Raw genomic sequence first — 19,585 nt, 5'->3', positions numbered from 1 at the left:
CCGGGTTCGGGGGCCGGCGGCGACGCCGGCCCCTTTTTCGTTTCCCGCCGCCGCTCTGCCCGAAAAACCGGCACCGGACGCGGGCCGGCCGGCCGGATCGGCAAGCGGCAGCGCATCGCCGGCGCCGATCGGCGGCGCAGCGCCGCACGTCGACGAAAGGGACATGGAATCGTCGTTTCGACACGGCAGGCTGGCGCCGTACCGGCGCCCCCGGCACGTGCGTTCGACGATCGGAGATTACACATCTCCCGAACCGCTGGCGGCCCTGGTCCGTGCCGCCCTTTTCCTGGCGCTCAGCTCCCTTCCCGCAGCTGCCGAGATGACGCTGACCTCGCCCGACCTGTCGGCCGAGGCGCCCGTTCCCGCGGCCCATGTCTTCGACGGGTTCGGCTGCGCCGGCCCCAACCTGTCGCCGGCGCTGGAATGGTCCGGGGCGCCCGAGGGGACGAACAGCGACATCCTGACCGTCTACGCCCCCGACGCGCCGACCGGCTCGGGCTTCTGGCCCTGGTCGCTGTTCAACCTGCCCGCCGGCACGACCGCGCTGCCGCAGGGGGTCGGCACGGCGGCCGACCTGCCCGAGGGGGCGGGTCGGGCGCGCAACGACTACTCGCAGAACGCCTGTGGCGGAACCCGCCCGCCGGAGGGGGATGACCCGCACCGCTATGTCTTCACGATCTGGGCGATGCCGCAGGAAAGCCTGCCGGTCGACGAGACCGCCTCGGGCGCGGGCGTCGGCTTCTTCGCCCATACCGGCGCGCTGGACAGCGCCTCGCTGACCGCGACCTACGGGCGCCCGGCCAGCGCCCTGGCCGGCCTGCCCGCCGCAAAGAGAAAGGCCGCACCCGGCGGGTACGGCCTTTGTCGCAAATCGTTCGAAGGGCAGGCTTACTTGATCTTGCCTTCCTTGTAATCCACGTGCTTGCGGGCCACGGGATCGTATTTCTTGATCACCATCTTCTCGGTCATGGTGCGGGCATTCTTCTTGGTCACGTAGAAATGCCCGGTCCCCGCGGTCGAGTTCAGGCGGATCTTGATGGTCGTCGGCTTCGCCATGTCTCATCTCCGTCGCGCGGGATGCGTGGGCCCGGTCGGGGGCCGCCCCGCTGAATTCCATGAAGCCCGCGTTTTAGCGATCCGGGGCGCCGAGTCAAGCGCGAAGCGCCTCAGCCCAGGACCTGTTTCAGCCGCATCGCCTTGTGAATCCGCTGCCGTGCGGCCCGGCCCATGTGCAGCGCCGTGGCCAGCCGGTCGAGATAGGCGGTCTCGGCGGGGTTGCCGACATCGATCGCCACCACCGAGGCGGCATAGACCATGGTCCGCTGGTAGCTGCCGGTCTCGGCGGCGAGCGCCTCGATATCCACGGGCCGGGCGATCTCGTCCGCGACGAAATCGCGTTCCTGCGGGGAGAGGTCGCCCAGAACCTCCATCAGCCGCGCCCGTTCGCCGGGGTCGATCTCGCCGTCGGACTTGGCGGCCTGGATCATCGCGCGGATCACCAGGCGCGCATTGCGTTCCAGCGTGCCGCCGGGCGGCGTCCCGTCGCCCATCGCCGAGACCAGGTCGCGGGCGTTGGTCGAGCCCGCCCAGGACGCGCCGGACAGCGCCGCCATCAGCCCGGCAAGCCCCATCGGCGCGCTGTCGCCGGTGGCCGCGGCCCGCCCCCCCAGCCAGTCGAGATTGTCCCTCAGCGCCGAGGCGCCGCCGGGCACCTGCATCCGCTCCAGCAGCGCGCCGACCTGGCTGCCGATCCCGGCCTTCGAGGCCGCCGAGCGCAGCGAGTCGGCCAGCCCGGCGCCGCCGCCCATCCGCTGGAATTTCTCCGGCCCCCGCGCCGCGGCAAAGCCCACGGCGAGGGTGGCCATCGTTCTGACAAAGCTCATCGTCGTTCCGCCCCGCTGGTTGGCGCGCGTTTCCGGCAAGGTCGCCGGGGCCAGAGTAGCGGGGCCGCGCGCCGCGCCCAACGGCCCCGTTGTCGCGCCGCGGTGCGCCCCGTCGGCGCCGCGCCCGCGACGCCCGCCGGGCCGCCGGGTTTCGCCCGGGCCGACGCCCGGGCGACCCGCCGGGGGGGCGCTGCCCCCCGGACCCCCCGGAGGATTTCCGCCAAGAAGAAGACCAGGCGGCGCGGCGGCCGGCCGGCTCAGGGCGACAGCCCCATCCCGCTGCGAATCCGCGCGACCGTCTCCGCCTCGAGGCCCAGCGCGGTGGCGAGGTTCTGCAGGAAGGCCGTTTCGGCGGGGTTGTCCAGCCGCACGGTCGTCGCCGCGGCGGCGTAGACCTGCGCCCGCATCGCCTCGGAGGTGTCCTCGGCCAGGCCGACCGGATCGACCGGGGCATCCATCTGCGCCTCGACGAAGGCGCGCTCCGCGTCGGAGACGTCGCCGAGATGGTCGAAGATGCGCGCGCGCTCCTCGGCGTCGATCTCGCCGTCGGCCTTGGCCGCCTGGATCATCGCGCGGATCATCAGCTTGGCGTTCTCCTCGGTCGTCGCGGTCGCCGCCGTAGTGCCGGTGATCGCGTCGAGCATCTGCGTGGCCTGATGGGTGCCCGCGGCCGCCGCGCCGCTGATCGCGGTCATCAGGCTGCCGAACCCGGCCGTCGCGGTCTCGCCGGCCTTCCGGCTGCCCTCGCCCATGCGCTTCAGCGTCTCCTCGAGCCTCGCCTGGCCGTCCTTGACGCCCATCCGCTCCATCATCTCGCCGACCTGGGCGGTCATCTGGCCGAGCTGCTCGTTCGACCTGAGCTTTTCCTGAAGGCCCGCCATGCCGCCCATTTTCCGGTACTGGTCCACACCCTTGGCCGCGGCGAAACCCGCCGCCAGCGTCGCCAATGTCCGAACGAAACTCATCGAAATCCTCCCGCATTTGAAATCGAGCGCGTGAAGCGCGGGCGCCATCCTACAGGGAATCGAGCTCTCTCACGACGGTTTTGCTTGGGGCGTGATGCGCGGATGGCCTGTAAGCCGGATTCTGTCGGGGGCTCGCGCCCCCGGATGACCATTCCTCTGGGCGCACCGTTGCCGGTGCGCTCGAGCTGCCAACCCGGACCCCTGGGCCGAAGCCGCCCTGCGAGCGCGTCGCGCGGGGTCCCTATTCGGCATTGCTCCCGGTGGGGCTTGCCGTGCCGTCCCTGTTGCCAGGGCCGCGGTGGGCTCTTACCCCACCGTTTCACCCTTACCCCCGCGGACGGGGGCGGTCTGTTCTCTGTGGCGCTTTCCCTGGGGTTGCCCCCGCCGGGCGTTACCCGGCACCGTCGCTCCGTGGAGTCCGGACTTTCCTCGGGCGCTGCCGCCCGCGGCCATCCGGCCATCCGCGCGTTCCGTAGTTAGGCGCCCGCACCGCCCCGGTCAACGGGGAAGCGCCGGGCGAGGTCTTCGGCCGCGGCCATGTCGGCCGCCTCCAGAGGCCCCGACGCATGCGGCCGGAACCGCAGGCGAAAGGCGTCGAGCACCGTCTCGGCAGGCCAGTCGGCCCCGTAGCCGAAACGCGCGGCCGCCGCGCGAAAGGCGCCGGTATCGGGCCGGCCGCCCTGCCCCGGCGCGGGCCAGACCGCCAGCCCCTGCCGCGCGAGGCGGCGCCAGTCGAAGCGCCGGCCGGGGTCGCCTTTCCGCCCCGGCGCCATGTCGGAATGGCCGATCACCCGCTCGGGCGGCACCGCCCGGCGCGCCATCACCTCCCGCAACAGCGCCTCGAGCGTCGTCATCAGCGGCGCGGAAAACGGCCGGTCGCCGGGATTGTCCAGCTCGATTCCGATCGAGCGCGAATTCACGTCGGTCACGTCGCCCCAACGGCCCGCCCCGGCATGCCAGGCCCGCGCCGCCTCGTCCACCAGGTGAAACAGCCGGCCGTCCCGCGCGACCAGGTAATGCGCCGACACCTCGGCCCCGGGGTCGCACAGGCGCGCCAGCGCCGCCTCGGCATCGGCCATCGCGGTGTAGTGCAGCACGATCATGTCGGGCCGCGCGCCGCCGCGCCTTGGCCCGCAATTGGGCGAGGGGCGCCAGAGCGCGCCCATCGGCGCTAGCGCAGCGCCGCCCGGAACGGGGTCGGGTCCCAGTAGCAGGCAAAGCCGTCGCCGTCGGGGTCGACGCCCAGCCTGTCGCGCTGGGGCCCGCCGGCCTTGAGGAGCGCCTCTTGCGCGAGGTCGGACGAGGCGTATTTCGCGCAGTTGCGCAGGAACCGGTCCTGGCTCACGCGGCCCGGACGGCTGTAGACCGGCTGGCCGACGGCGTTGGGCGCGTTGATCGCGTATTGCACGATGTTCGGCCCGCCCGCCGCGGCGCGGCCCGGCAGCGGCTCGGGCTCGATCACGCGGTATTGCTGGCGCTGCGCCTCGAGGCGCTGGCGGTCGCTCTGGATCGACTCGCGCGCGGTGACGGCGGAAAAGTCCTGCTCGTCGGAAATCCCGGGATTGTTGGTCCGGGCAGACGGTTGCGGCGCGGCTTCGCCCGCGGGGCCGAGGGCGGCCATGGTCTGTGCCGCGACCGCGCTGCCCTCGTCGGCCTGCGCCAGGTCCTGCGGCGACAGAACCGCGACCTCGCCGCGCAGCTGCGCCTCGCGCCCGGCAGTGTACTCGGCGTAGTCGTCAAACCCCACGCCGGCAGCGGAATCGGGGATTTCGGGCGCGCACGCCGCCAGCGCCAGAAGCGCCAGCACCGGAAGGCCAACTCGCATCGGGGTCATCCTGCTCTCGATCCACGGGCGGGTTTGTTTACCACCATTTCCCGGGCTTGGAAACAAAGCCCGCGGCGCGCTCAAGGACTTGTGCGGTGTTCATCAGATCGCCCTCTTCCCAGGGCCGGCCGATCAGCTGCAGCCCCAGCGGCAGCCCCTGCCGGTCGGCCCCCGCGGGCACCGCGATGCCCGGCAGCCCGGCGAGGTTCACCGTCACCGTGAACACGTCGTTGAGATACATCGCGATCGGGTCGGCCTCGGCCATCTCGCCCAGCCCGAAGGCGGCGGACGGCGTGGCCGGTGTCAGGATCGCCTCCACCCCCTCGGCAAAGACCGCCTCGAAGTCGCGCTTGATCAGGGTGCGCACCTTGCGCGCGCGGTTGTAATAGGCGTCGTAGAACCCCGCCGACAGCACATAGGTGCCGATCATCACCCGGCGCTGCACTTCCGGGCCGAAGCCCTCGGCGCGGGTCTTCTCGTACATCTCGACGATGCCGTCGCCCTGCGCGAGTTTCGCCCGGTGGCCGTAACGCACCCCGTCATAGCGCGCGAGGTTCGAGGACGCCTCGGCCGGCGCGATCACGTAATAGGCCGGCAGCGCGTATTTCGTGTGCGGCAGCGAGATGTCCACGATCTCGGCGCCCGCGTCCTTGAGCATCTCGGCGCCCCTGGACCACAGCGCCTCGATCTCCTCGGGCATCCCCTCCATGCGGTATTCCTTCGGGATGCCGATCTTCTTGCCGCGAATGTCGCCGGTCAGCATCGCCTCGAAATCCGGGACGGGCAGGTCCGCGCTGGTCGAATCCTTCGGATCGTGCCCGGCCATCGCGCCCAGCATGATCGCGCAGTCCTGCACCGTCTTGGTCATCGGGCCGGCCTGATCCAGCGACGAGGCGAAGGCGACGATGCCCCAGCGCGAGACCCGCCCATAGGTGGGCTTGAGCCCCACGATCCCGGTGAACGCCGCCGGTTGCCGGATCGACCCGCCGGTATCGGTGCCGGTCGCCGCAAGGCAGAGATCGGCCGCCACGGCACTGGCCGAGCCGCCCGAGGACCCGCCCGGCGTCAGCTTGCGGTCATCCACCTTCCAGGGGTTGACCACGTCGCCATAGGTGCTGGTCTCGTTCGACGAGCCCATGGCGAATTCGTCCATGTTGAGCTTGCCGAGCATCACCGCGCCCGCGTCCCACAGGTTCTGCGTAACGGAGGATTCGTATTCGGGGCGGAACCCGTCGAGGATGTGCGAGGCGGCCTGGCTGGGCACGCCGCGCGTGCAGAACAGATCCTTGATCCCCAGCGGCAGCCCGCACATCGCCGGCGCGTCGCCCGCGGCGATCCGGGCATCGGCGGCCTTGGCCTGCTCCAGCGCGATCTCGGGCGTGATGTGCACGAACGCGTTCAGCGCCCCCGCCCCCTCGATCTCGGAGAGGCTCGCCTCGGTCAGCGCCAGCGCGCTGGTCTCGCCCTTGCGCAGCGCGTCGCGCGCCCCGGCCAGCGTCAGAGTGGTCAACTCCCCCATCGCGCTCACTCCACCACCTTGGGCACGGCAAAGAACCCCTCGCGCGCATCGGGCGCGTTCGACAGGATCTTCTCCGGCATGCCGCCGTCGGTCACCACGTCCTCGCGCCGCTTCAGCCGCATCGGCGTGACCGAGGTCATCGGCTCGACGCCCTCGACATCGACCTCGCCCAGCTGTTCCATGAAGGTCAGGATGCCCGAAAGCTGCTCGGCCAACCCGGGCAGGTCGTCCTCGGCCACGGCGATCCGGGCCAGATGCGCCACCCGGCGCGCGGTGTCGATGTCGATGGACATGGGGCCGTCCCTCGCTGCCTTGGAAAGTCCCCCCGCCTTTAGCCCCGCGCCGCGCCCGCTGCAAGGGCGCCGGCACCCCGCACATGCCGGCGGTAGACCTCGATCATCCAGCCCAGCATCGCGCCGTTGAGGATGTGCCACATGAAATGCGTGCCCAGGGGAAACCCCGCGCAAAGCGGTTCGTCCAGCGTGCGGAAGGTCAGCGAGGCGACCAGCAGCCCCCCGCCGACGGCCAGGCCCCGCGCGGTCGCGGGCGCGCGGCGGGCCAGCAGCGCCGCATAGGCCAGGATCAGCAGCGCCACCGGCGCATAGCCCGCCGATGAGCCGAGAAAGGCCAACTGTCCGAAGGCCAAGCCGGCCACCGCCGCATAGGGAAAGAACAGCGCCGTCGCCCCCAGCGCCGCCCAGGGCCCCAGCCCCCAATAGGCGCGGTTCGCCGCGAACAGGTAAAGCAGGATGAACCCCAGGATCGGCAGGACATCCGCCATCGCCGCCCAGGCCGTGGCCAGCGTGTGGAACAGATAGCTCCCCACCCCGATCGCCGCGAGCACGACACACAGCGCCCGGCCCAGCGGCAGCCCCTCGGTGCGCCGCCACATCACCAGCGCGGCGACCAGGAAGGCGGCGTTGGTCACCGCGTTCACCGGCTCCGACCAGTAGGTGAAGTCGGTGCGTTCGCAATACGCATCTATCTGGCGCATCCACTCCATGGACTGCGGCGGCTCCTCTGTTACGATCAAGGCCGACTGTGGCGACGGCCGGCCCCCATGGCCGTAAAGATAAGGAGAACGCGATGAAAATCACCTGGCTCGGGCATTCCGGCTTCCGCCTCGAGATTGCGGACCAGATCCTGCTCGTCGACCCCTGGCTCACCGGCAACCCGATGTTCCCCGAGGACCGCCGCGCCGAGGCGATCGGGGGCGCGACCCATGTGCTGGTCACCCACGGCCATTTCGACCACATCTCCGACGCCGTCGCGATCTCGCGCGAGCTCGGCATCCCCTGCGTCGGCATCTTCGACCTGATGAGCTGGTGGGAAGAGAAGGAGGGGATCGAGGTGATCGGCTTCAACAAGGGCGGCACGGTCAAGCTGGGCGAGGTCGCGGTGACCCTGGTCAACGCGGTCCACTCCGCCTCGGTCGCCGGGCCGGACGGGCCGGTCTATACCGGCACCGAGTCGGGCTTCATGATCGCGGGCGAGGGCCACACGATCTACGTCACCGGCGACACCGACGTGATGGCCGACATGGAGATCTTCAACGACCTCCACGCCCCCGATATCGGCATCCTCTGCGCGGGCGGGCATTTCACCATGGACATGAAGCGCGCGGCCTACGCGGCGCGGACCTTCTTCAACTTCAAGACGGTGATCCCCTGCCACTACAAGACCTTCCCCCTGCTCGAACAATCCGCCGACGTGCTGAAGAACGAACTGCCCGAGGTGAACGTGGTGGAGCCCGAGGTGCTGGTGCCGATCGAGGTGTAGCCCGGCATCGCCGCCGACCCGAGGCCGCGGACGGTCCGGACCGCGCGCCTCGGCGCCACGACGTGCCCGCCAGCGCGGCCTCGATCCCGCGCCCGCTCAGGGAAGCGCGTTGAGCCGGAACATGGTCGCCAGATCGCGCGGCACCTCGGCGATACTGAAATGGCGCAGCACGAGCTTGCCGATCTCTCCGCTCCGGTAGAGGTCGGCCAGGGTCCGATCCACATGGTAGCGCAGCTCGCGCGCGCCCGCCGGCAGCGCCAGCGCGTAAGGCTCGTAACTGAGGAAGCGTTCGGACAGCGCCACGTCTTCGCCGAGCCCGTCCTGCGCCTTCAACAGCCGCTCCAGCACCAGCCGGTCCCCCAGGAGCAGATCGATGCGGCCGGCGGCCAGCGCCTCGGCCGCCTGGTCGTAATCGCGGAAGTAGACCTGCGGCTCCCCCGGCCCGCCCCCGGACGCGGACGCGTTCTGCGCCCGCATCGCGTCCGAGGCGGTCGTCCCGGTCACCGCACCGATCTTCCCGGTCCCCGCCTGGCCCTTCTCCAACGTGCCTTCGCGATAGAGGAAGGTGCCCCCGGTCACAAAGGTCATCATGCTGAAGTCGACATTCTCCGAGATCGGCCGTTCGACCGTGACGGTGGTCGCCTCGCACAGAAGGTCCGCCTGCCCCTCGCGCAACGCCGCGAAGCGGTTGAGCGCGGTCACCTCGACCGGCTCGACCCGAAGATCGCGCTCCAGCGCCGCCCCGAGATGGCGCACGACCGCGCGGCACAGATCGACCGAGTATCCTTCGTAGCGCCCCGACCGTTCGTCGAGATGCGAAAACGGCTCCACGTCGGGGCGCACCGCCAGCCGCACGATGCCGGTCTGCTCGATGGCCCGCAGCACGTCCTGCGCGGCGGCCGCCCGCGCGCCGAGACCGAACACGACGAGCGCCACCGCCCCGGTCACGCCCGGCAGGAGCGCGCGGGGGGTCATTCCGGCGGCAACTCGATGTCGATCCCGCCGCTCTCGACCTGGTAGGTGCTGCGGAAGATCGCTGCCATGAGCAGATGCGTCAGGTGGCCGAGCATGCGCATCTGGGTCCGCTCGTCCTCGTAGTCTTCGCCATAGTAGACCGAGGCGACCCGCCTCTCGTTGGCGAGGAATATGCCGAGGGTCTCGCGCCACAGCATGTATTCGTTGGGGTCCTTGATCTGCCAGAAGACGCCGATCTGCGCATCCTCGGCGCGTTGGGAATCGGACTGCTGGCCGTAATTCTCGACGAGACCCGGCACACCCTCCCTGCCCCTGGCCTCCGCGACCTCGCTGTAGATCTCGAGCAGGTCCTCGACCGGCAACTCGATCCGCTGCCGTTCGACCTGCGGATGCTCGAGGATGATCGTGCGCAGGCTCACCGGCGTTTCGTCCTCGCAATTCGCCACCATGCGGATGTCGCGCACCTTGTCGAAGCTCACCGACGACCGGTCCTGCAGGATCAGCACGGCGGAGGTGTGGAACATCTCGTCGGCCTCGTAGTTCTCCGACACGATGGCGCTGTTCTTGATGATCCCCTCCAGCTTGGATTTCAGCGAGGCGATGGCGTCGGGGCCGATGTTGACCGCGAGGCTGTTGACGTTCTCGAGATGCCGCTGAAGCTTGGCCTCGTAAAGCTCGCGGCATTCCTTGGTGTGCAGGTCTTGCCCGAAGACGATGTCCTCGGGAAGGCTCTGCGCCTCCAGCAGTATCGAGAAGCTCACGTCCGAGGCGTTCGGGAACACCACCGACACCGAGGGCGAATGCATCTGCCGGGCCCCTTCCAGCGTCACGATCCGCAGGGGCCGCGGCTCCAGGTGATCGGCGGCCAGGTTGAGCTGACACATCGTCAACGAAACCGCCTCCAGCACCGGCGCCTCGGTCGGCAGGGCGCCGTTCTGGTAGAGCGCGCCGGCGTTCAGCGGGTCGCAGAAGCCGTCGCGCCAGCGCTTCGTGTCGGGGGTATGGCCGCCGAAGCGGCGCTCCAGGAACGTCTCGCGCCGGGATTGCGAGATCAGCGGGTTGAAATACATCACCGCGCTCAACTCGGCCTGGCGGCGCAGCCACTCGATCTGCTCCGCCGAGACATCGTATTGCGCAAGCTCGTCGAAGGTCGCGTGGGTATAGCCCGTCGCCCCGTCCATCAACGGCTCGCTGTCGCGCTGGCGCAGATAGGGGTTGCACTCGCCGCTGCTGATCTTTCCGCTGTGGCACAACGGCATGCGCCCGAAGCCCGTCCACGCGAAAAACACGTCCTGCGGCCCGATGCGGGCCAGCCAGTCGCGGTCGAAGATCAGGTTCAGCCCGTGTTCGGTCTGGCCCATCACGTAGTCGTCGCCCTCGTGCACGAAGGCGAACTGCGAGTCGACCACCTGCCCGACCGGGAAGTAGACGAGCCGCTGCAACCCCGAGGTGCAATCGATGAAAAGCGCGTTGCCGCTCGTGGCGGTGACGTAGAAGGTGTCCGGCTCATCGCGGATAGGGTCGTCTTCCGGCGTGTCCGACGACCCGAAGACCCCCCGCCAGAGGTCGCCCAGCCGGTAAACGCTCGCCTGCGTGGGATCGGCGCCCTCGTTGGCGCGGATCGTCGCCCGCACGATCTGCGCGCAGGTCAGCGACGTGTCCTGCACCGCGAAGGCCGCGTTCGGAAGGGAAAACCCGGCCAGCGCAAGCACGAGCGCGGCGGCAAGGCGGCCCGGCCGCATCACTCGTCCCGCCATGTCGGCGCTTCGACCTCGGGCAGGCTGCGGCCCGACGCGCCCGGCGCATCGAGCGAAAACTCGACGGCCAGCGCCATCACGCTGTCGCGCAGCCCCCGCGCCGCCTCGGCGCGCCGCCGCGGGTCCGCGAAGCGGTCCCTGAGCACCGGATCGTCGTTGAAGACGGCCGCGATGATCGCATGCCACATGAAGAGTTCGGCTTCGTCCTTCACGTCCATGCTGTAGCCGGCGTAAAGGCCCTGCTTGCGAAAGTAGTCGCTGCGGTATTCGTAGCCCTCGATTTCCGCCTCGAACGCGTCCACGACCTTTCGTGCCGAAATGCTCACCGGCTCGGCAAAGCCGGGATGGTCGATGACCATCGCATCCGCACGCAGAGGCAGGCTGTCCTCCGTGCAAAGAACCCGCATCACCGTGGGCGCCAGCGCCCCGCCCCGCCCCGGCGAGACCTGGTCGAGGACCAGAACCCCGAAGACATGCAGCATCTCGGTCCCGGGGCTTTCGACATCGTCGGGCAAGCCGTCGCGCGCGACCGGCCGGGGGGCGGGCGGGGACCGGTCCGGCCCGCCGCTCATCCCGACATCCTCGTCGTGGAACGCAAGGCTGTAGGGGGCCTGGGCCAGGCCCGCGTCGAACGGCTCCTCCTCATGGGCCGTCTGCACCAGGCGCTGCATCAGCGGGCGCTCGTCAGGGCGCCGGATCTCGGCCCAGTCCTGCGCGGCGTCGGGGGGCCAGCCGGTCGCCGGCGCGTCGACCCGGGCCAGCTTGTCCACCGACTCGCCGATCCGCGCGAACCTGCTGCCGTCGATCCGATGGGAAATGCCGCAATCCTTCGCATTGATCACGGGCGGTTGCTTGGCCTTGAACAGCCCGCCATCGAAGCCGATGCGGGACATGGTGGCGTGCACATCCGCGAGCGAGCGCAAGGCGACGCTGCGCCAGCCGATCGACGGGCGCGGCGCGGAAAACCCGGCGGGCAGAATGCGGACCGCGCTGCCGGACGTGACCGCGCGCACCGCCGCCGCCGAGGGCGACGAGATCGGAGAGAGACAGATTTCCGTCCCGCCCGCGGCAAGGCGCCCGCAGACCGCGTCTTGCGCCGCAGGGTCGGTCCTGCGCCACAGGCTCGGGCCGTTCAGGCCCGGATCGGCGGACAGCGACACCAGCTTGTCCGCCACATGGCCGCAGTCGGGCTGGCCCGGCGGGCACAACGCGCGGCGCTCGGTATCCCACGCGAAGACAAGGGGGGCCGAGGACCGTTCGCGCGAAAGGTCGTTCCGCCGGACCGCGAAGACGCTGCGCCCTTCGGTTTCGACCAGGGCGAACCGCTCGCCCAGGTGGTCGAAGGCGTAGAACTCCCCAAGCTGCGCGCCCGGCGGCAGGACGATGCCGCGCGAAAGCCCCAGCGTGCAGTCGATGCTGAAGGCCTGCGTCGGGGCAAGGGTGACCGCCACGGAGCCGACCGGCAGCTTGGCCGCCGCCTGCACGAGGCGCGAACAATCGGCCATTTCCTCCGCACGAAGGCCGGACGCGGCGAAAAGCGCGGTCGAAGCGACGAGGAATCGGCGGAGAAAAGACAAAGCGCACCCGAGATGGCTTTTGAATTTAAAATAAGTTAACACGAAACGAGAGTTCCTCAAAGGGAAACTCCCGCAAGGCTTGCAGGGCCCACGCGACGGACGGACGGTCGGGCGGCCCGGCCGGACGGGCGCGGGTCCGGGCGGTCTGCGGGCTGGCAGGACACGCGCCGACGGGCGGCCGCACCCGCTCGATGGCGCATGTGCGAGCGGGCTGTTGCCGCGGGCGGCGGGCGCGCGGTCCGACGATTTGCCATATGAAAGTCCGATGGAATTCCGATGGAATTCCGATACCGCACGTCCAGCCGCACGCCCCGTTAACCGCCCGACATCTCCGCCGCCCCGCGGCGGTCGGCGAAGAACGACTTGAGCAGCCGCTCGGCCTCTGCCGCGCCGATTCCGTCATATATTTCGGGCACATGGTGGCTTTGCGGATGATCGAAGACGCGCGCCCCCTGCGCCACGCCGCCCGATTTCGGGTCCGCCGCCCCGTAATACAGCCGCGCGATCCGCGCCTGCGAAATCGCCGAAGCACACATCGGACAAGGCTCCAGAGTCACATAAAGACCATGCCCGACAAGCCGTTGCGAACCGATCTGCGCCGCCGCTGCCCGGATCGCGAGGATTTCGGCATGCGCCGTCGGATCGCACAATTCCCGCATGCGGTTGCCGGCCCGCGCCACCACTTCTCCGTCGGGCGCGACCACGACGGCCCCCACCGGCACCTCGCCGCGGAGTCCGGCGGCGCGGGCCTCTTGCAAGGCGTCCTCCATATGGCTTCGGAACGGGCTCATCGCCTAGACTTCGCCCGCCGCGCCCGCCCGCGCAACCCGCTTTTCGCCAGCGCGAATCCGGCGTAGACGGGAGCCATGAGCGACAGGTCGAACGAGGGCGAGCGGATCGCCAAGGTGCTTGCGCGGGCGGGGCTGGCCTCGCGCCGCGAGGCCGAACGCATGATCGCGGCCGGCCGCGTGGCGGTCAACGGGCGCCGGATCGACAGCCCGGCGCTGAACGTGACCGGGCGTGACCGGATCGAGGTGGATGGCACCCCGCTGCCCGTGCGCGACCCGGTGCGGCTGTGGCTGTATCACAAGCCCGCGGGGCTGGTGACCACGGCCCGGGACGAGAAGGGCCGCGAGACGGTCTTCGACAAGATGCCCGAGGGCATGCCGCGGGTGATGACCATCGGCCGGCTGGACCTCAATTCCGAGGGGCTCCTGCTGCTGACCAACGATGGCGGGATCAAGCGGCGTCTGGAATTGCCTTCGACCGGCTGGCTGCGTAAATACCGCGTCCGGGTCAAGGGCGCGCCCAAGGACGAGACGCTCGCCCCGCTGCGCGCCGGGATCACCATCGAGGGCGAGCGGTTCCAACCGATGGAGGTGACGCTCGACCGCCAGCAGGGGGCCAACGCCTGGCTGACCATGGGCCTTCGCGAGGGCAAGAACCGCGAAATCCGCCGCGCGATGGAGGCGGTCGGGCTGAGCGTGAACCGGCTGATCCGCGTGGGCTACGGCCCCTTCCGGCTGGGCGAGCTGAAACCGGGCGAGGTCGAGGAGGTGCGCCCGCGCGTGGTGCGCGACCAACTGGGACTCGACAAGGACGACCGCCCCGGCGCCGGCCCGCGCAAGACACGCGTACCGCGTAGGCAGCCCTCCCCGCGCCGCCGCACGGATTAACCATTACGCTTGCTTTTCACCGCGCTGTCGCATCCCATGTATAGTCAGAGAGCGACTGCAGGGGGGCGGATGTCCGAAAGCGGGCTGCAAAAACTGGCGTTCATGCTGCTCATGTTCCTCGTCTTCTACGTCGCGGCGACGGGGGGCGGGTGATGGCGCAGCGCTATGGCGGGAAATTCAGCCCTGCCCCGCGGGCCGACGAGAGCGCGGCACCGCCACGGCATCCGTTTCACGGGCGCCGGCCGCGCCGCGCGGCAAGCCGGTCGAACATCATGTTCTTCGTGCCGATGCCGCTGGCGATCCGCGCCTTCGCGGGCGGGCCGGCGGAAATGGCGCTTGAACTGATCGCCTTCGGCTTGCTGATCCTAGCCGCCTGGATGACTCGTGAGGGGCTCAAGGCCGAGGACGCCTGGGCCGCGCGCAAGGTCGCCCGACGCCCCGCGATCCCGCGCAAGATCATGGGTTCGGGGCTGACGGGCGCAGGGCTCTTCGTGGCCGCGCTGGGCAGCGGCTACGGGTTCCTGGGGCCGGCGATCTACGCCGTGCTGGGCATCGTGCTGCACAGCTTCGCCTTCGGGCTCGACCCTCTGAAGGACAAGGGCATGGAGGGCATCGACAGCTTTCAGCAGGACCGCGTCGCGCGCGTGGTGGACGAGGCCGAGAAGCACCTCAAGACGATGTCCGAGGCGATAAGGCGGGCCGGCGACCGCCCGCTGGAAGCGCGGGTGGACCGGTTCCAGGCCACGGTGCGCGAGATGTTCCGTACCGTCGAGGAGGACCCCCGCGACCTGACCGCGGCGCGAAAATACCTGGTCGTCTACCTGATGGGCGCGCGCGACGCGACGGTGAAGTTCGCCGACCTCTACGCCCGCACCCGGGACCCCAAGGCGCGGGCGGATTACGACGCCCTGCTGAAAGACCTGGAAGAGAACTTTTCGGCGAGAACCCGCGCGCTCATGCTCGATGACCGCGCCGATCTCGACGTGGAGATTGAAGTGTTGCGCGACCGGTTGCAGCGTGAAGGCGTGCGCCCGGATCCGGCCGCGCAGAATTTGGGAGACTGATCATTATGTCCGAACTCATTCGTCAGAAGGCCGAGGCCACGCTGAAAGACGTGGAACACCTGACCTCCGTCATCCTGCCCGAACCGGCGCAGGATGTCGTCCCGCTGGAGGCGGCCGACGCCAATGTCGCGCTCGGCATCCGCACCCGCATGGACGAGATCGACATGTCCGACACCAACTCGATCATCTCCTTCGGCTCGTCGGCCCAGGCCGAACTGCAAGAAATCAGCCAGGCGATGCTCTCGGACGTGCGCAACAAGGATGTGGGCCCCGCCGGCGACGGCTTGCGCGACATCGTGACCACCATCCGGGGCTTCTCGGTGTCGGAACTCGACGTGCGGCGCGAGCGCAGCTGGTGGGAAAGGCTGCTGGGCCGCGCCGCGCCCTTCGCCAATTTCGTCGCAAAGTTCGAGGACGTACAGGGCCAGATCGACAGGATCACAGACACCCTGCTGACCCACGAACATACGCTTCTCAAGGACATCAAGTCGCTCGACAAGCTCTACGAGAAGACCCTGTCGTTCTACGACGAACTCGCGCTCTACATCGCCGCCGGCGAGGCCAAGCTGCGGGAGCTGGACGACACGGAAATCCCGGCGATGGACGCCGCGGTCAAGGAGGCGCCGGAGGCGGACCAGGTCATCAAGGCGCAGGAGCTGCGCGACCTGCGCGCGGCGCGTGACGACCTGGAACGCCGTGTGCACGATCTCAAGCTGACCCGCCAGGTCACGATGCAGTCGCTGCCCTCGATCCGGCTGGTGCAGGAGAACGACAAGTCGCTGGTCACCAAGATCAACTCCACGCTCGTGAACACCGTGCCGCTTTGGGAGACCCAACTGGCGCAGGCGGTCACCATCCAGCGTTCGAAGGAGGCAGCCGAGGCGGTGCGCGAGGCGTCGGACCTGACCAACGACCTTCTGACGGCGAATGCCAAGAACCTGCGCGAGGCGAACAAGGTGGTCCGCGAGGAGATGGAGCGGGGCGTGTTCGACATCGATGCCGTGAAACAGGCCAATGCCGAACTCATCGCCACGATCGAGGAAAGCCTGCAGATCGCCGACGAAGGCAAGGCCCGGCGCGCCAAGGCCGAGGAAGACCTCAAGAAGATGGAGGCGGACCTGCGCGACACGCTGGCCTCCGCCAAGTCCCGCGCGGACGGCGCGGGCGCCGTGCCGGGGGTCTGAACGCACCGTGAGACCCCGCCTCCGTGCCTTCCTGACGATAGCGCCGCTTCTCGGGGCACTGAGCGCGTGCCAGATCGCGCCGCAACAGACGTCGCTCCGGCCCGCGCCGCGCCCGGAGGCCACGGCCCCCGCGCCCGGGCCGTCGGAGGAGAGCCGCGCGATCGCCCGGCACTTCGCACGCGTCGAGGCCGATCTTGTGGCGCGCGGGCTGCTGCGGACGGATTCGGGCGGGCCGGACGTGCCGTTTTCGCGGCGGACATTGGTGGAGAACTTCGTCCGCATCGCGCTTTACGACGAATACGTCTCGCGGGCGGGCCAGCTTCTGGCGCGCGAGACAGAGAGCCGGCTCAGGCGCTGGGAGCAGCCGATCCGGCTGGGAATCGTGTTCGGCGAAAGCGTCTCGCCTGAGCAGCGCGAGGAGGACCGGGCCGAGATTTCGGCCTATTCCCGGCGGTTGGCCGGGCTGACCGGGTTGCCGATCCGCATGTCTCCGCCGGAGCAGGCCAATTTCCATGTCTTCATCGTCGACGAGGACGAGCGCCGCGCCATCGGCCCGCGGCTGCGCACGCTGGTTCCCGGCATCGACGGGACCGCGATCCGCACGATCGAGACGATCCCGCGCTCGACCTTCTGCCTGGTCCTGGCGTTTTCGCGGGGCGATACCAGCACCTATTCCCGCGCGGTCGCCGTGATCCGGGCCGAGCATCCCCCGCGGCTGCGCCAATCCTGCATCCACGAGGAACTGGCCCAGGGCATGGGGCTGGCCAATGACAGCCCGGCCGCACGCCCGTCGATCTTCAACGACGACGAGGAGTTCGCGCTGCTGACGCGCCATGACGAGTTGCTGCTGACGATCCTCTACGACCGACGCCTGCGCCCCGGCATGACCCCGCGCCAGGCCCGCCCCCTGGTCGAGAGCATCGCCGCCGGACTGGTGGGAGGTGAAAGCTGACGGGCCTTTTCGTTCCCGCGCCCGCCAAAGCCGACTATAATCTCACCGAGTTTCCCTGAGAGGACCAGAGCCATGGGCATCTTCGACTTCCTGTCCGGCGAGTTCATCGACGTCATCCACTGGACCAACGATACCCGCGACACGATGGTCTGGCGCTTCGAGCGCGAGGGCCACGAGATCAAGTACGGCGCCAAGCTGACGGTGCGCGAGGGCCAGGCCGCGGTCTTCGTCCACGAAGGGCAACTGGCCGACGTCTTCACCCCCGGTCTCTACATGCTGGAGACCAACAACATGCCCGTGCTGACCACGCTCCAGCACTGGGATCACGGCTTCAAATCGCCCTTCAAGTCGGAAATCTACTTCGTCAACACCACCCGCTTCACCGACCTGAAATGGGGCACCAAGAACCCGATCATGCTGCGCGACCCGGAATTCGGCCCGACCCGGCTGCGCGCCTTCGGCACCTACTCGATCCGCGTCACCGATCCCGCGAAGTTCCTGGTCGAGATCGTCGGGACCGACGGCGAGTTCACGATGGATGAGATCAGCTTCCAGATCCGCAACATCATCGTGCAGGAGTTTTCGCGCGCGATCGCGCAATCGGGGATTCCTGTGCTCGACATGGCCGCCAACACCGCCGATCTGGGCCGCCTGATCGCGGCGGAGGTGTCCAAGCCGCTCGCCGCCTACGGCCTGACGATGCCGGAATTCTACATCGAGAACATCTCGCTGCCGCCGGCGGTAGAAAAGGCGCTCGACAAGCGCACCTCGATGGGGCTGGCGGGCGATCTGGGCGAGTATACCCGCTATTCCGCGGCAGAGGCGATGACCGAGGCCGCCGCGAACCCTGCGGGCGGCGGCATGGCCGCGGGGCTTGGCGCCGGGATGGGCATGGCGATGGGCACGCAGATGGCGCAGCCGGGGCCCTGGGGGCCCGTCGCTGCGCAGGCCCAGCCAACCCCGCCGCCGCCCCCGGTCGAGCATGTCTGGCACATCGCCGAAAAGGGCGAGACCCGCGGCCCCTATTCCAAGGCCGATCTCGGACGGATGGCGAGCGAGGGCGCGCTAAAGCGGCAAAGCTGGGTCTGGACCGCCGGCCAGGACGGCTGGATGCGCGCCGAGGACGTGCGCGAACTGGCCCAGCTTTTCACCGTGGCCCCGCCGCCCCCGCCCGCCGGCGCCTGAGCCCCGCCGCCGGAGGCGGATCCGCATGTCCGAACGCGTCGCGCCCCTGCCCCCGGAACACCGATTTCCCTGCGGCCAATGCGGGGCGGACCTGCGCTTTGCCCCCGGCGCGGGGCGGCTTGCCTGCGACCATTGCGGGAATGCGCAAACGATCGGCGACGAGGGGCCGTGGTCGGGCGGCATCTACGAACTCGATTTCCGGGCCGGGCTTGCGACGGCCTTGCCGAACGCGGAGATGGAGGAGGCCCGGCAGCTGAAATGCCCCAATTGCGGGGCGGAGTTCGAGATGGGCAGCGATTCCCATGCCGGGGCGTGCCCGTTCTGCGCCACCCCTGTCGTCACCGACACGGGCACCCGGCGCCGCATCAAGCCGAAAGGCGTTCTGCCCTTCGCGCTCGAGGAACGCGACGCCCACAAGGCGATGACCGACTGGCTGGGCCGGCTGTGGTTCGCCCCCTCGCGCCTGCGCGACTATGCCCGCAAGGGCCGCAAGATGGACGGCATCTACGTGCCCTACTGGACCTTCGACGCCGACACCCGCTCGCGCTACAGCGGGGCCCGCGGCACGGTCTACTACGAAACGCATACGGTGGTGCGGAACGGCAAGCGCCAACGGGTTAAGGTGCAGAAGGTACGCTGGACGCCGGTGTCCGGCCGCGTGGCGCGGTTCTTCGACGACATCCTGGTACTGGCCTCGGCCAGTCTGCCCAAACGCTTCACCGACGGGCTGCAGCCCTGGGACCTCTCGGAACTGGACCCCTACCGGCCGGAATATCTCGCCGGGTTCCGCGCCGAGGGCTACACCGTGGGGCTGGAGGACGGCTTTCGCGAGGCGCGCGCCTATATGGACCGGGTGATCCGCCGCGACGTGAAATTCGACATCGGCGGCGACCGCCAGCAGATCGGCGCGCTCGAGACGCAGGTCTCGGACGTGACCTTCAAGCACGTGCTGCTGCCGGTCTGGCTGGCCGCCTACAAGTATCGGGGCCGGACCTACCGCTTCGTCGTCAACGGGCGCACAGGGCGGGTGCAGGGCGAACGCCCTTGGTCGGCCTGGAAGATCGCGCTGGCGGTGATCGTCGGACTGCTCCTCGCCGGAGCGGTGGGCTATCTCGTGGCGACCGGGCAACAGGGCCAGGGCGCGGTGATCGAGATCCGGTAGAGCGCGCGGCGCGGCGCGGGGGTTGAATCCGCGCCCCGGAATTGCGATATATCACTCCGTTGATCGGGAACCGCCGCCCAAG

The 19,585-nt window shown here is 69.5% G+C and carries 20 protein-coding genes and 1 other RNA gene; 8 read left to right on the top strand and 13 right to left on the bottom strand.

Features of this window, described 5'->3' with window-relative positions:
- Positions 1 to 217 precede the first annotated feature (217 nt).
- A complete protein-coding gene (locus tag BUR28_RS17860; protein WP_254813772.1) occupies positions 218 to 913 on the top strand; it encodes a YbhB/YbcL family Raf kinase inhibitor-like protein in 696 nt (231 codons plus the stop codon).
- Here the strand turns inward: BUR28_RS17860 and rpmG are convergent.
- The 9 genes from rpmG to BUR28_RS17815 form a co-directional block, all read right to left on the bottom strand.
- Positions 889 to 1,056, bottom strand: coding sequence for a 50S ribosomal protein L33 (gene rpmG, locus BUR28_RS17855; RefSeq protein WP_045995705.1), 168 nt, complete (start codon positions 1,054 to 1,056; stop codon positions 889 to 891). The two genes, BUR28_RS17860 and rpmG, sit on opposite strands and share 25 nt — an antisense overlap.
- A gap of 110 nt (positions 1,057 to 1,166) precedes the next feature.
- Entirely contained in the window at positions 1,167 to 1,883 is a 717-nt protein-coding gene (locus BUR28_RS17850; RefSeq protein WP_074221342.1) for a DUF533 domain-containing protein, read from the bottom strand.
- 257 nt (positions 1,884 to 2,140) lie between these two features.
- Complete coding sequence (locus BUR28_RS17845; protein WP_074221723.1) at positions 2,141 to 2,848, bottom strand: DUF533 domain-containing protein; 708 nt, start codon at positions 2,846 to 2,848, stop codon at positions 2,141 to 2,143.
- Between the two features lie 94 nt (positions 2,849 to 2,942).
- Positions 2,943 to 3,313: RNase P RNA component class A (rnpB, locus tag BUR28_RS17840), an RNA gene on the bottom strand.
- 11 nt (positions 3,314 to 3,324) lie between these two features.
- On the bottom strand, positions 3,325 to 4,014 hold the full coding sequence (locus tag BUR28_RS17835; RefSeq protein ID WP_074221341.1) for an N-acetylmuramoyl-L-alanine amidase: 690 nt from the start codon (positions 4,012 to 4,014) through the stop codon (positions 3,325 to 3,327).
- A gap of 5 nt (positions 4,015 to 4,019) precedes the next feature.
- The gene (locus tag BUR28_RS17830; protein ID WP_074221340.1) at positions 4,020 to 4,673 is read right to left on the bottom strand and encodes a hypothetical protein; all 654 of its coding nucleotides are present in this window, start codon (positions 4,671 to 4,673) and stop codon (positions 4,020 to 4,022) included.
- A 37-nt stretch (positions 4,674 to 4,710) separates the two neighbouring features.
- Positions 4,711 to 6,192 carry an Asp-tRNA(Asn)/Glu-tRNA(Gln) amidotransferase subunit GatA gene (gene gatA, locus BUR28_RS17825; protein WP_074221339.1) on the bottom strand — a complete coding sequence of 494 codons (1,482 nt, stop codon included), beginning with the start codon at positions 6,190 to 6,192 and terminating at the stop codon, positions 4,711 to 4,713.
- A gap of 5 nt (positions 6,193 to 6,197) precedes the next feature.
- Complete coding sequence (gene gatC / locus BUR28_RS17820) at positions 6,198 to 6,485, bottom strand: Asp-tRNA(Asn)/Glu-tRNA(Gln) amidotransferase subunit GatC (protein WP_074221338.1); 288 nt, start codon at positions 6,483 to 6,485, stop codon at positions 6,198 to 6,200.
- Between the two features lie 38 nt (positions 6,486 to 6,523).
- Positions 6,524 to 7,195, bottom strand: coding sequence for a ceramidase domain-containing protein (locus tag BUR28_RS17815; RefSeq protein WP_074221337.1), 672 nt, complete (start codon positions 7,193 to 7,195; stop codon positions 6,524 to 6,526).
- 83 nt (positions 7,196 to 7,278) lie between these two features.
- Between BUR28_RS17815 and BUR28_RS17810 the strand changes: the two genes are divergently transcribed.
- Positions 7,279 to 7,971, top strand: a complete 693-nt coding sequence (locus BUR28_RS17810) for a metal-dependent hydrolase (RefSeq protein WP_074221336.1) — start codon at positions 7,279 to 7,281, stop codon at positions 7,969 to 7,971.
- A 96-nt stretch (positions 7,972 to 8,067) separates the two neighbouring features.
- Here the strand turns inward: BUR28_RS17810 and BUR28_RS20255 are convergent, their stop codons facing one another.
- From BUR28_RS20255 to BUR28_RS17790, 4 genes are all read right to left on the bottom strand, one after another.
- Positions 8,068 to 8,946 carry a transporter substrate-binding domain-containing protein gene (locus BUR28_RS20255; RefSeq protein ID WP_074221335.1) on the bottom strand — a complete coding sequence of 293 codons (879 nt, stop codon included), beginning with the start codon at positions 8,944 to 8,946 and terminating at the stop codon, positions 8,068 to 8,070.
- Entirely contained in the window at positions 8,943 to 10,688 is a 1,746-nt protein-coding gene (locus BUR28_RS20250) for a hypothetical protein (protein WP_074221334.1), read from the bottom strand. The genes BUR28_RS20255 and BUR28_RS20250 overlap by 4 nt, the downstream gene beginning before the upstream one ends.
- Positions 10,688 to 12,208: a hypothetical protein gene (locus tag BUR28_RS17795; protein ID WP_074221333.1), complete on the bottom strand. Its 1,521-nt coding sequence runs from the start codon at positions 12,206 to 12,208 to the stop codon at positions 10,688 to 10,690. Before BUR28_RS17795 ends, BUR28_RS20250 begins: the two co-directional genes overlap by 1 nt.
- 386 nt (positions 12,209 to 12,594) lie before the next feature.
- Positions 12,595 to 13,071, bottom strand: a complete 477-nt coding sequence (locus BUR28_RS17790; protein ID WP_074221332.1) for a nucleoside deaminase — start codon at positions 13,069 to 13,071, stop codon at positions 12,595 to 12,597.
- Between the two features lie 75 nt (positions 13,072 to 13,146).
- On the opposite strand from BUR28_RS17790, the gene BUR28_RS17785 reads away from it, so the two are divergent.
- The 6 genes from BUR28_RS17785 to BUR28_RS17760 all read left to right on the top strand — a co-directional run bounded on the left by BUR28_RS17785 (position 13,147) and on the right by BUR28_RS17760 (position 19,503).
- The gene (locus tag BUR28_RS17785; protein ID WP_074221331.1) at positions 13,147 to 13,956 is read left to right on the top strand and encodes a pseudouridine synthase; all 810 of its coding nucleotides are present in this window, start codon (positions 13,147 to 13,149) and stop codon (positions 13,954 to 13,956) included.
- Positions 13,957 to 14,108: 152 nt separating this feature from the next.
- Complete coding sequence (locus BUR28_RS17780; protein WP_074221330.1) at positions 14,109 to 15,020, top strand: 5-bromo-4-chloroindolyl phosphate hydrolysis family protein; 912 nt, start codon at positions 14,109 to 14,111, stop codon at positions 15,018 to 15,020.
- Positions 15,021 to 15,025: 5 nt separating this feature from the next.
- The gene (locus BUR28_RS17775) at positions 15,026 to 16,204 is read left to right on the top strand and encodes a toxic anion resistance protein (protein WP_074221329.1); all 1,179 of its coding nucleotides are present in this window, start codon (positions 15,026 to 15,028) and stop codon (positions 16,202 to 16,204) included.
- Positions 16,205 to 16,211: 7 nt separating this feature from the next.
- The gene (locus BUR28_RS17770) at positions 16,212 to 17,156 is read left to right on the top strand and encodes a DUF2927 domain-containing protein (RefSeq protein WP_074221328.1); all 945 of its coding nucleotides are present in this window, start codon (positions 16,212 to 16,214) and stop codon (positions 17,154 to 17,156) included.
- Between the two features lie 72 nt (positions 17,157 to 17,228).
- Positions 17,229 to 18,341, top strand: a complete 1,113-nt coding sequence (locus tag BUR28_RS17765) for an SPFH domain-containing protein (protein ID WP_074221327.1) — start codon at positions 17,229 to 17,231, stop codon at positions 18,339 to 18,341.
- Positions 18,342 to 18,366: 25 nt separating this feature from the next.
- On the top strand, positions 18,367 to 19,503 hold the full coding sequence (locus BUR28_RS17760; RefSeq protein WP_074221326.1) for a TFIIB-type zinc finger domain-containing protein: 1,137 nt from the start codon (positions 18,367 to 18,369) through the stop codon (positions 19,501 to 19,503).
- Positions 19,504 to 19,585 lie beyond the last annotated feature (82 nt).

Origin of the sequence: Rhodovulum sp. ES.010 (assembly GCF_900142935.1) — a bacterium.
Taxonomy (GTDB): Bacteria; Pseudomonadota; Alphaproteobacteria; order Rhodobacterales; family Rhodobacteraceae; genus Rhodovulum.
This window is presented reverse-complemented; position numbering and strand designations above follow the sequence as displayed.

Excerpts from the sequence above, each read along its gene's own strand:
- BUR28_RS17835 (WP_074221341.1), bottom strand. The coding sequence starts at position 4,014 with ATGGGCGCGCTCTGGCGCCCCTCGCCCAATTGCGGGCCAAGGCGCGGC.
- rpmG (WP_045995705.1), bottom strand. The coding sequence starts at position 1,056 with ATGGCGAAGCCGACGACCATCAAGATCCGCCTGAACTCGACCGCGGGG.
- BUR28_RS17845 (WP_074221723.1), bottom strand. The coding sequence starts at position 2,848 with ATGAGTTTCGTTCGGACATTGGCGACGCTGGCGGCGGGTTTCGCCGCG.
- BUR28_RS17790 (WP_074221332.1), bottom strand. The coding sequence starts at position 13,071 with ATGAGCCCGTTCCGAAGCCATATGGAGGACGCCTTGCAAGAGGCCCGC.
- BUR28_RS17765 (WP_074221327.1), top strand. The coding sequence starts at position 17,229 with ATGGGCATCTTCGACTTCCTGTCCGGCGAGTTCATCGACGTCATCCAC.
- BUR28_RS17795 (WP_074221333.1), bottom strand. The coding sequence starts at position 12,208 with ATGGCCGATTGTTCGCGCCTCGTGCAGGCGGCGGCCAAGCTGCCGGTC.
- BUR28_RS20255 (WP_074221335.1), bottom strand. The coding sequence starts at position 8,946 with ATGACCCCCCGCGCGCTCCTGCCGGGCGTGACCGGGGCGGTGGCGCTC.
- BUR28_RS17810 (WP_074221336.1), top strand. The coding sequence starts at position 7,279 with ATGAAAATCACCTGGCTCGGGCATTCCGGCTTCCGCCTCGAGATTGCG.
- BUR28_RS17760 (WP_074221326.1), top strand. The coding sequence starts at position 18,367 with ATGTCCGAACGCGTCGCGCCCCTGCCCCCGGAACACCGATTTCCCTGC.
- BUR28_RS17815 (WP_074221337.1), bottom strand. The coding sequence starts at position 7,195 with ATGGAGTGGATGCGCCAGATAGATGCGTATTGCGAACGCACCGACTTC.
- BUR28_RS17830 (WP_074221340.1), bottom strand. The coding sequence starts at position 4,673 with ATGCGAGTTGGCCTTCCGGTGCTGGCGCTTCTGGCGCTGGCGGCGTGC.
- BUR28_RS20250 (WP_074221334.1), bottom strand. The coding sequence starts at position 10,688 with ATGCGGCCGGGCCGCCTTGCCGCCGCGCTCGTGCTTGCGCTGGCCGGG.
- gatC (WP_074221338.1), bottom strand. The coding sequence starts at position 6,485 with ATGTCCATCGACATCGACACCGCGCGCCGGGTGGCGCATCTGGCCCGG.
- BUR28_RS17780 (WP_074221330.1), top strand. The coding sequence starts at position 14,109 with ATGGCGCAGCGCTATGGCGGGAAATTCAGCCCTGCCCCGCGGGCCGAC.
- BUR28_RS17785 (WP_074221331.1), top strand. The coding sequence starts at position 13,147 with ATGAGCGACAGGTCGAACGAGGGCGAGCGGATCGCCAAGGTGCTTGCG.
- BUR28_RS17775 (WP_074221329.1), top strand. The coding sequence starts at position 15,026 with ATGTCCGAACTCATTCGTCAGAAGGCCGAGGCCACGCTGAAAGACGTG.
- gatA (WP_074221339.1), bottom strand. The coding sequence starts at position 6,192 with ATGGGGGAGTTGACCACTCTGACGCTGGCCGGGGCGCGCGACGCGCTG.
- BUR28_RS17850 (WP_074221342.1), bottom strand. The coding sequence starts at position 1,883 with ATGAGCTTTGTCAGAACGATGGCCACCCTCGCCGTGGGCTTTGCCGCG.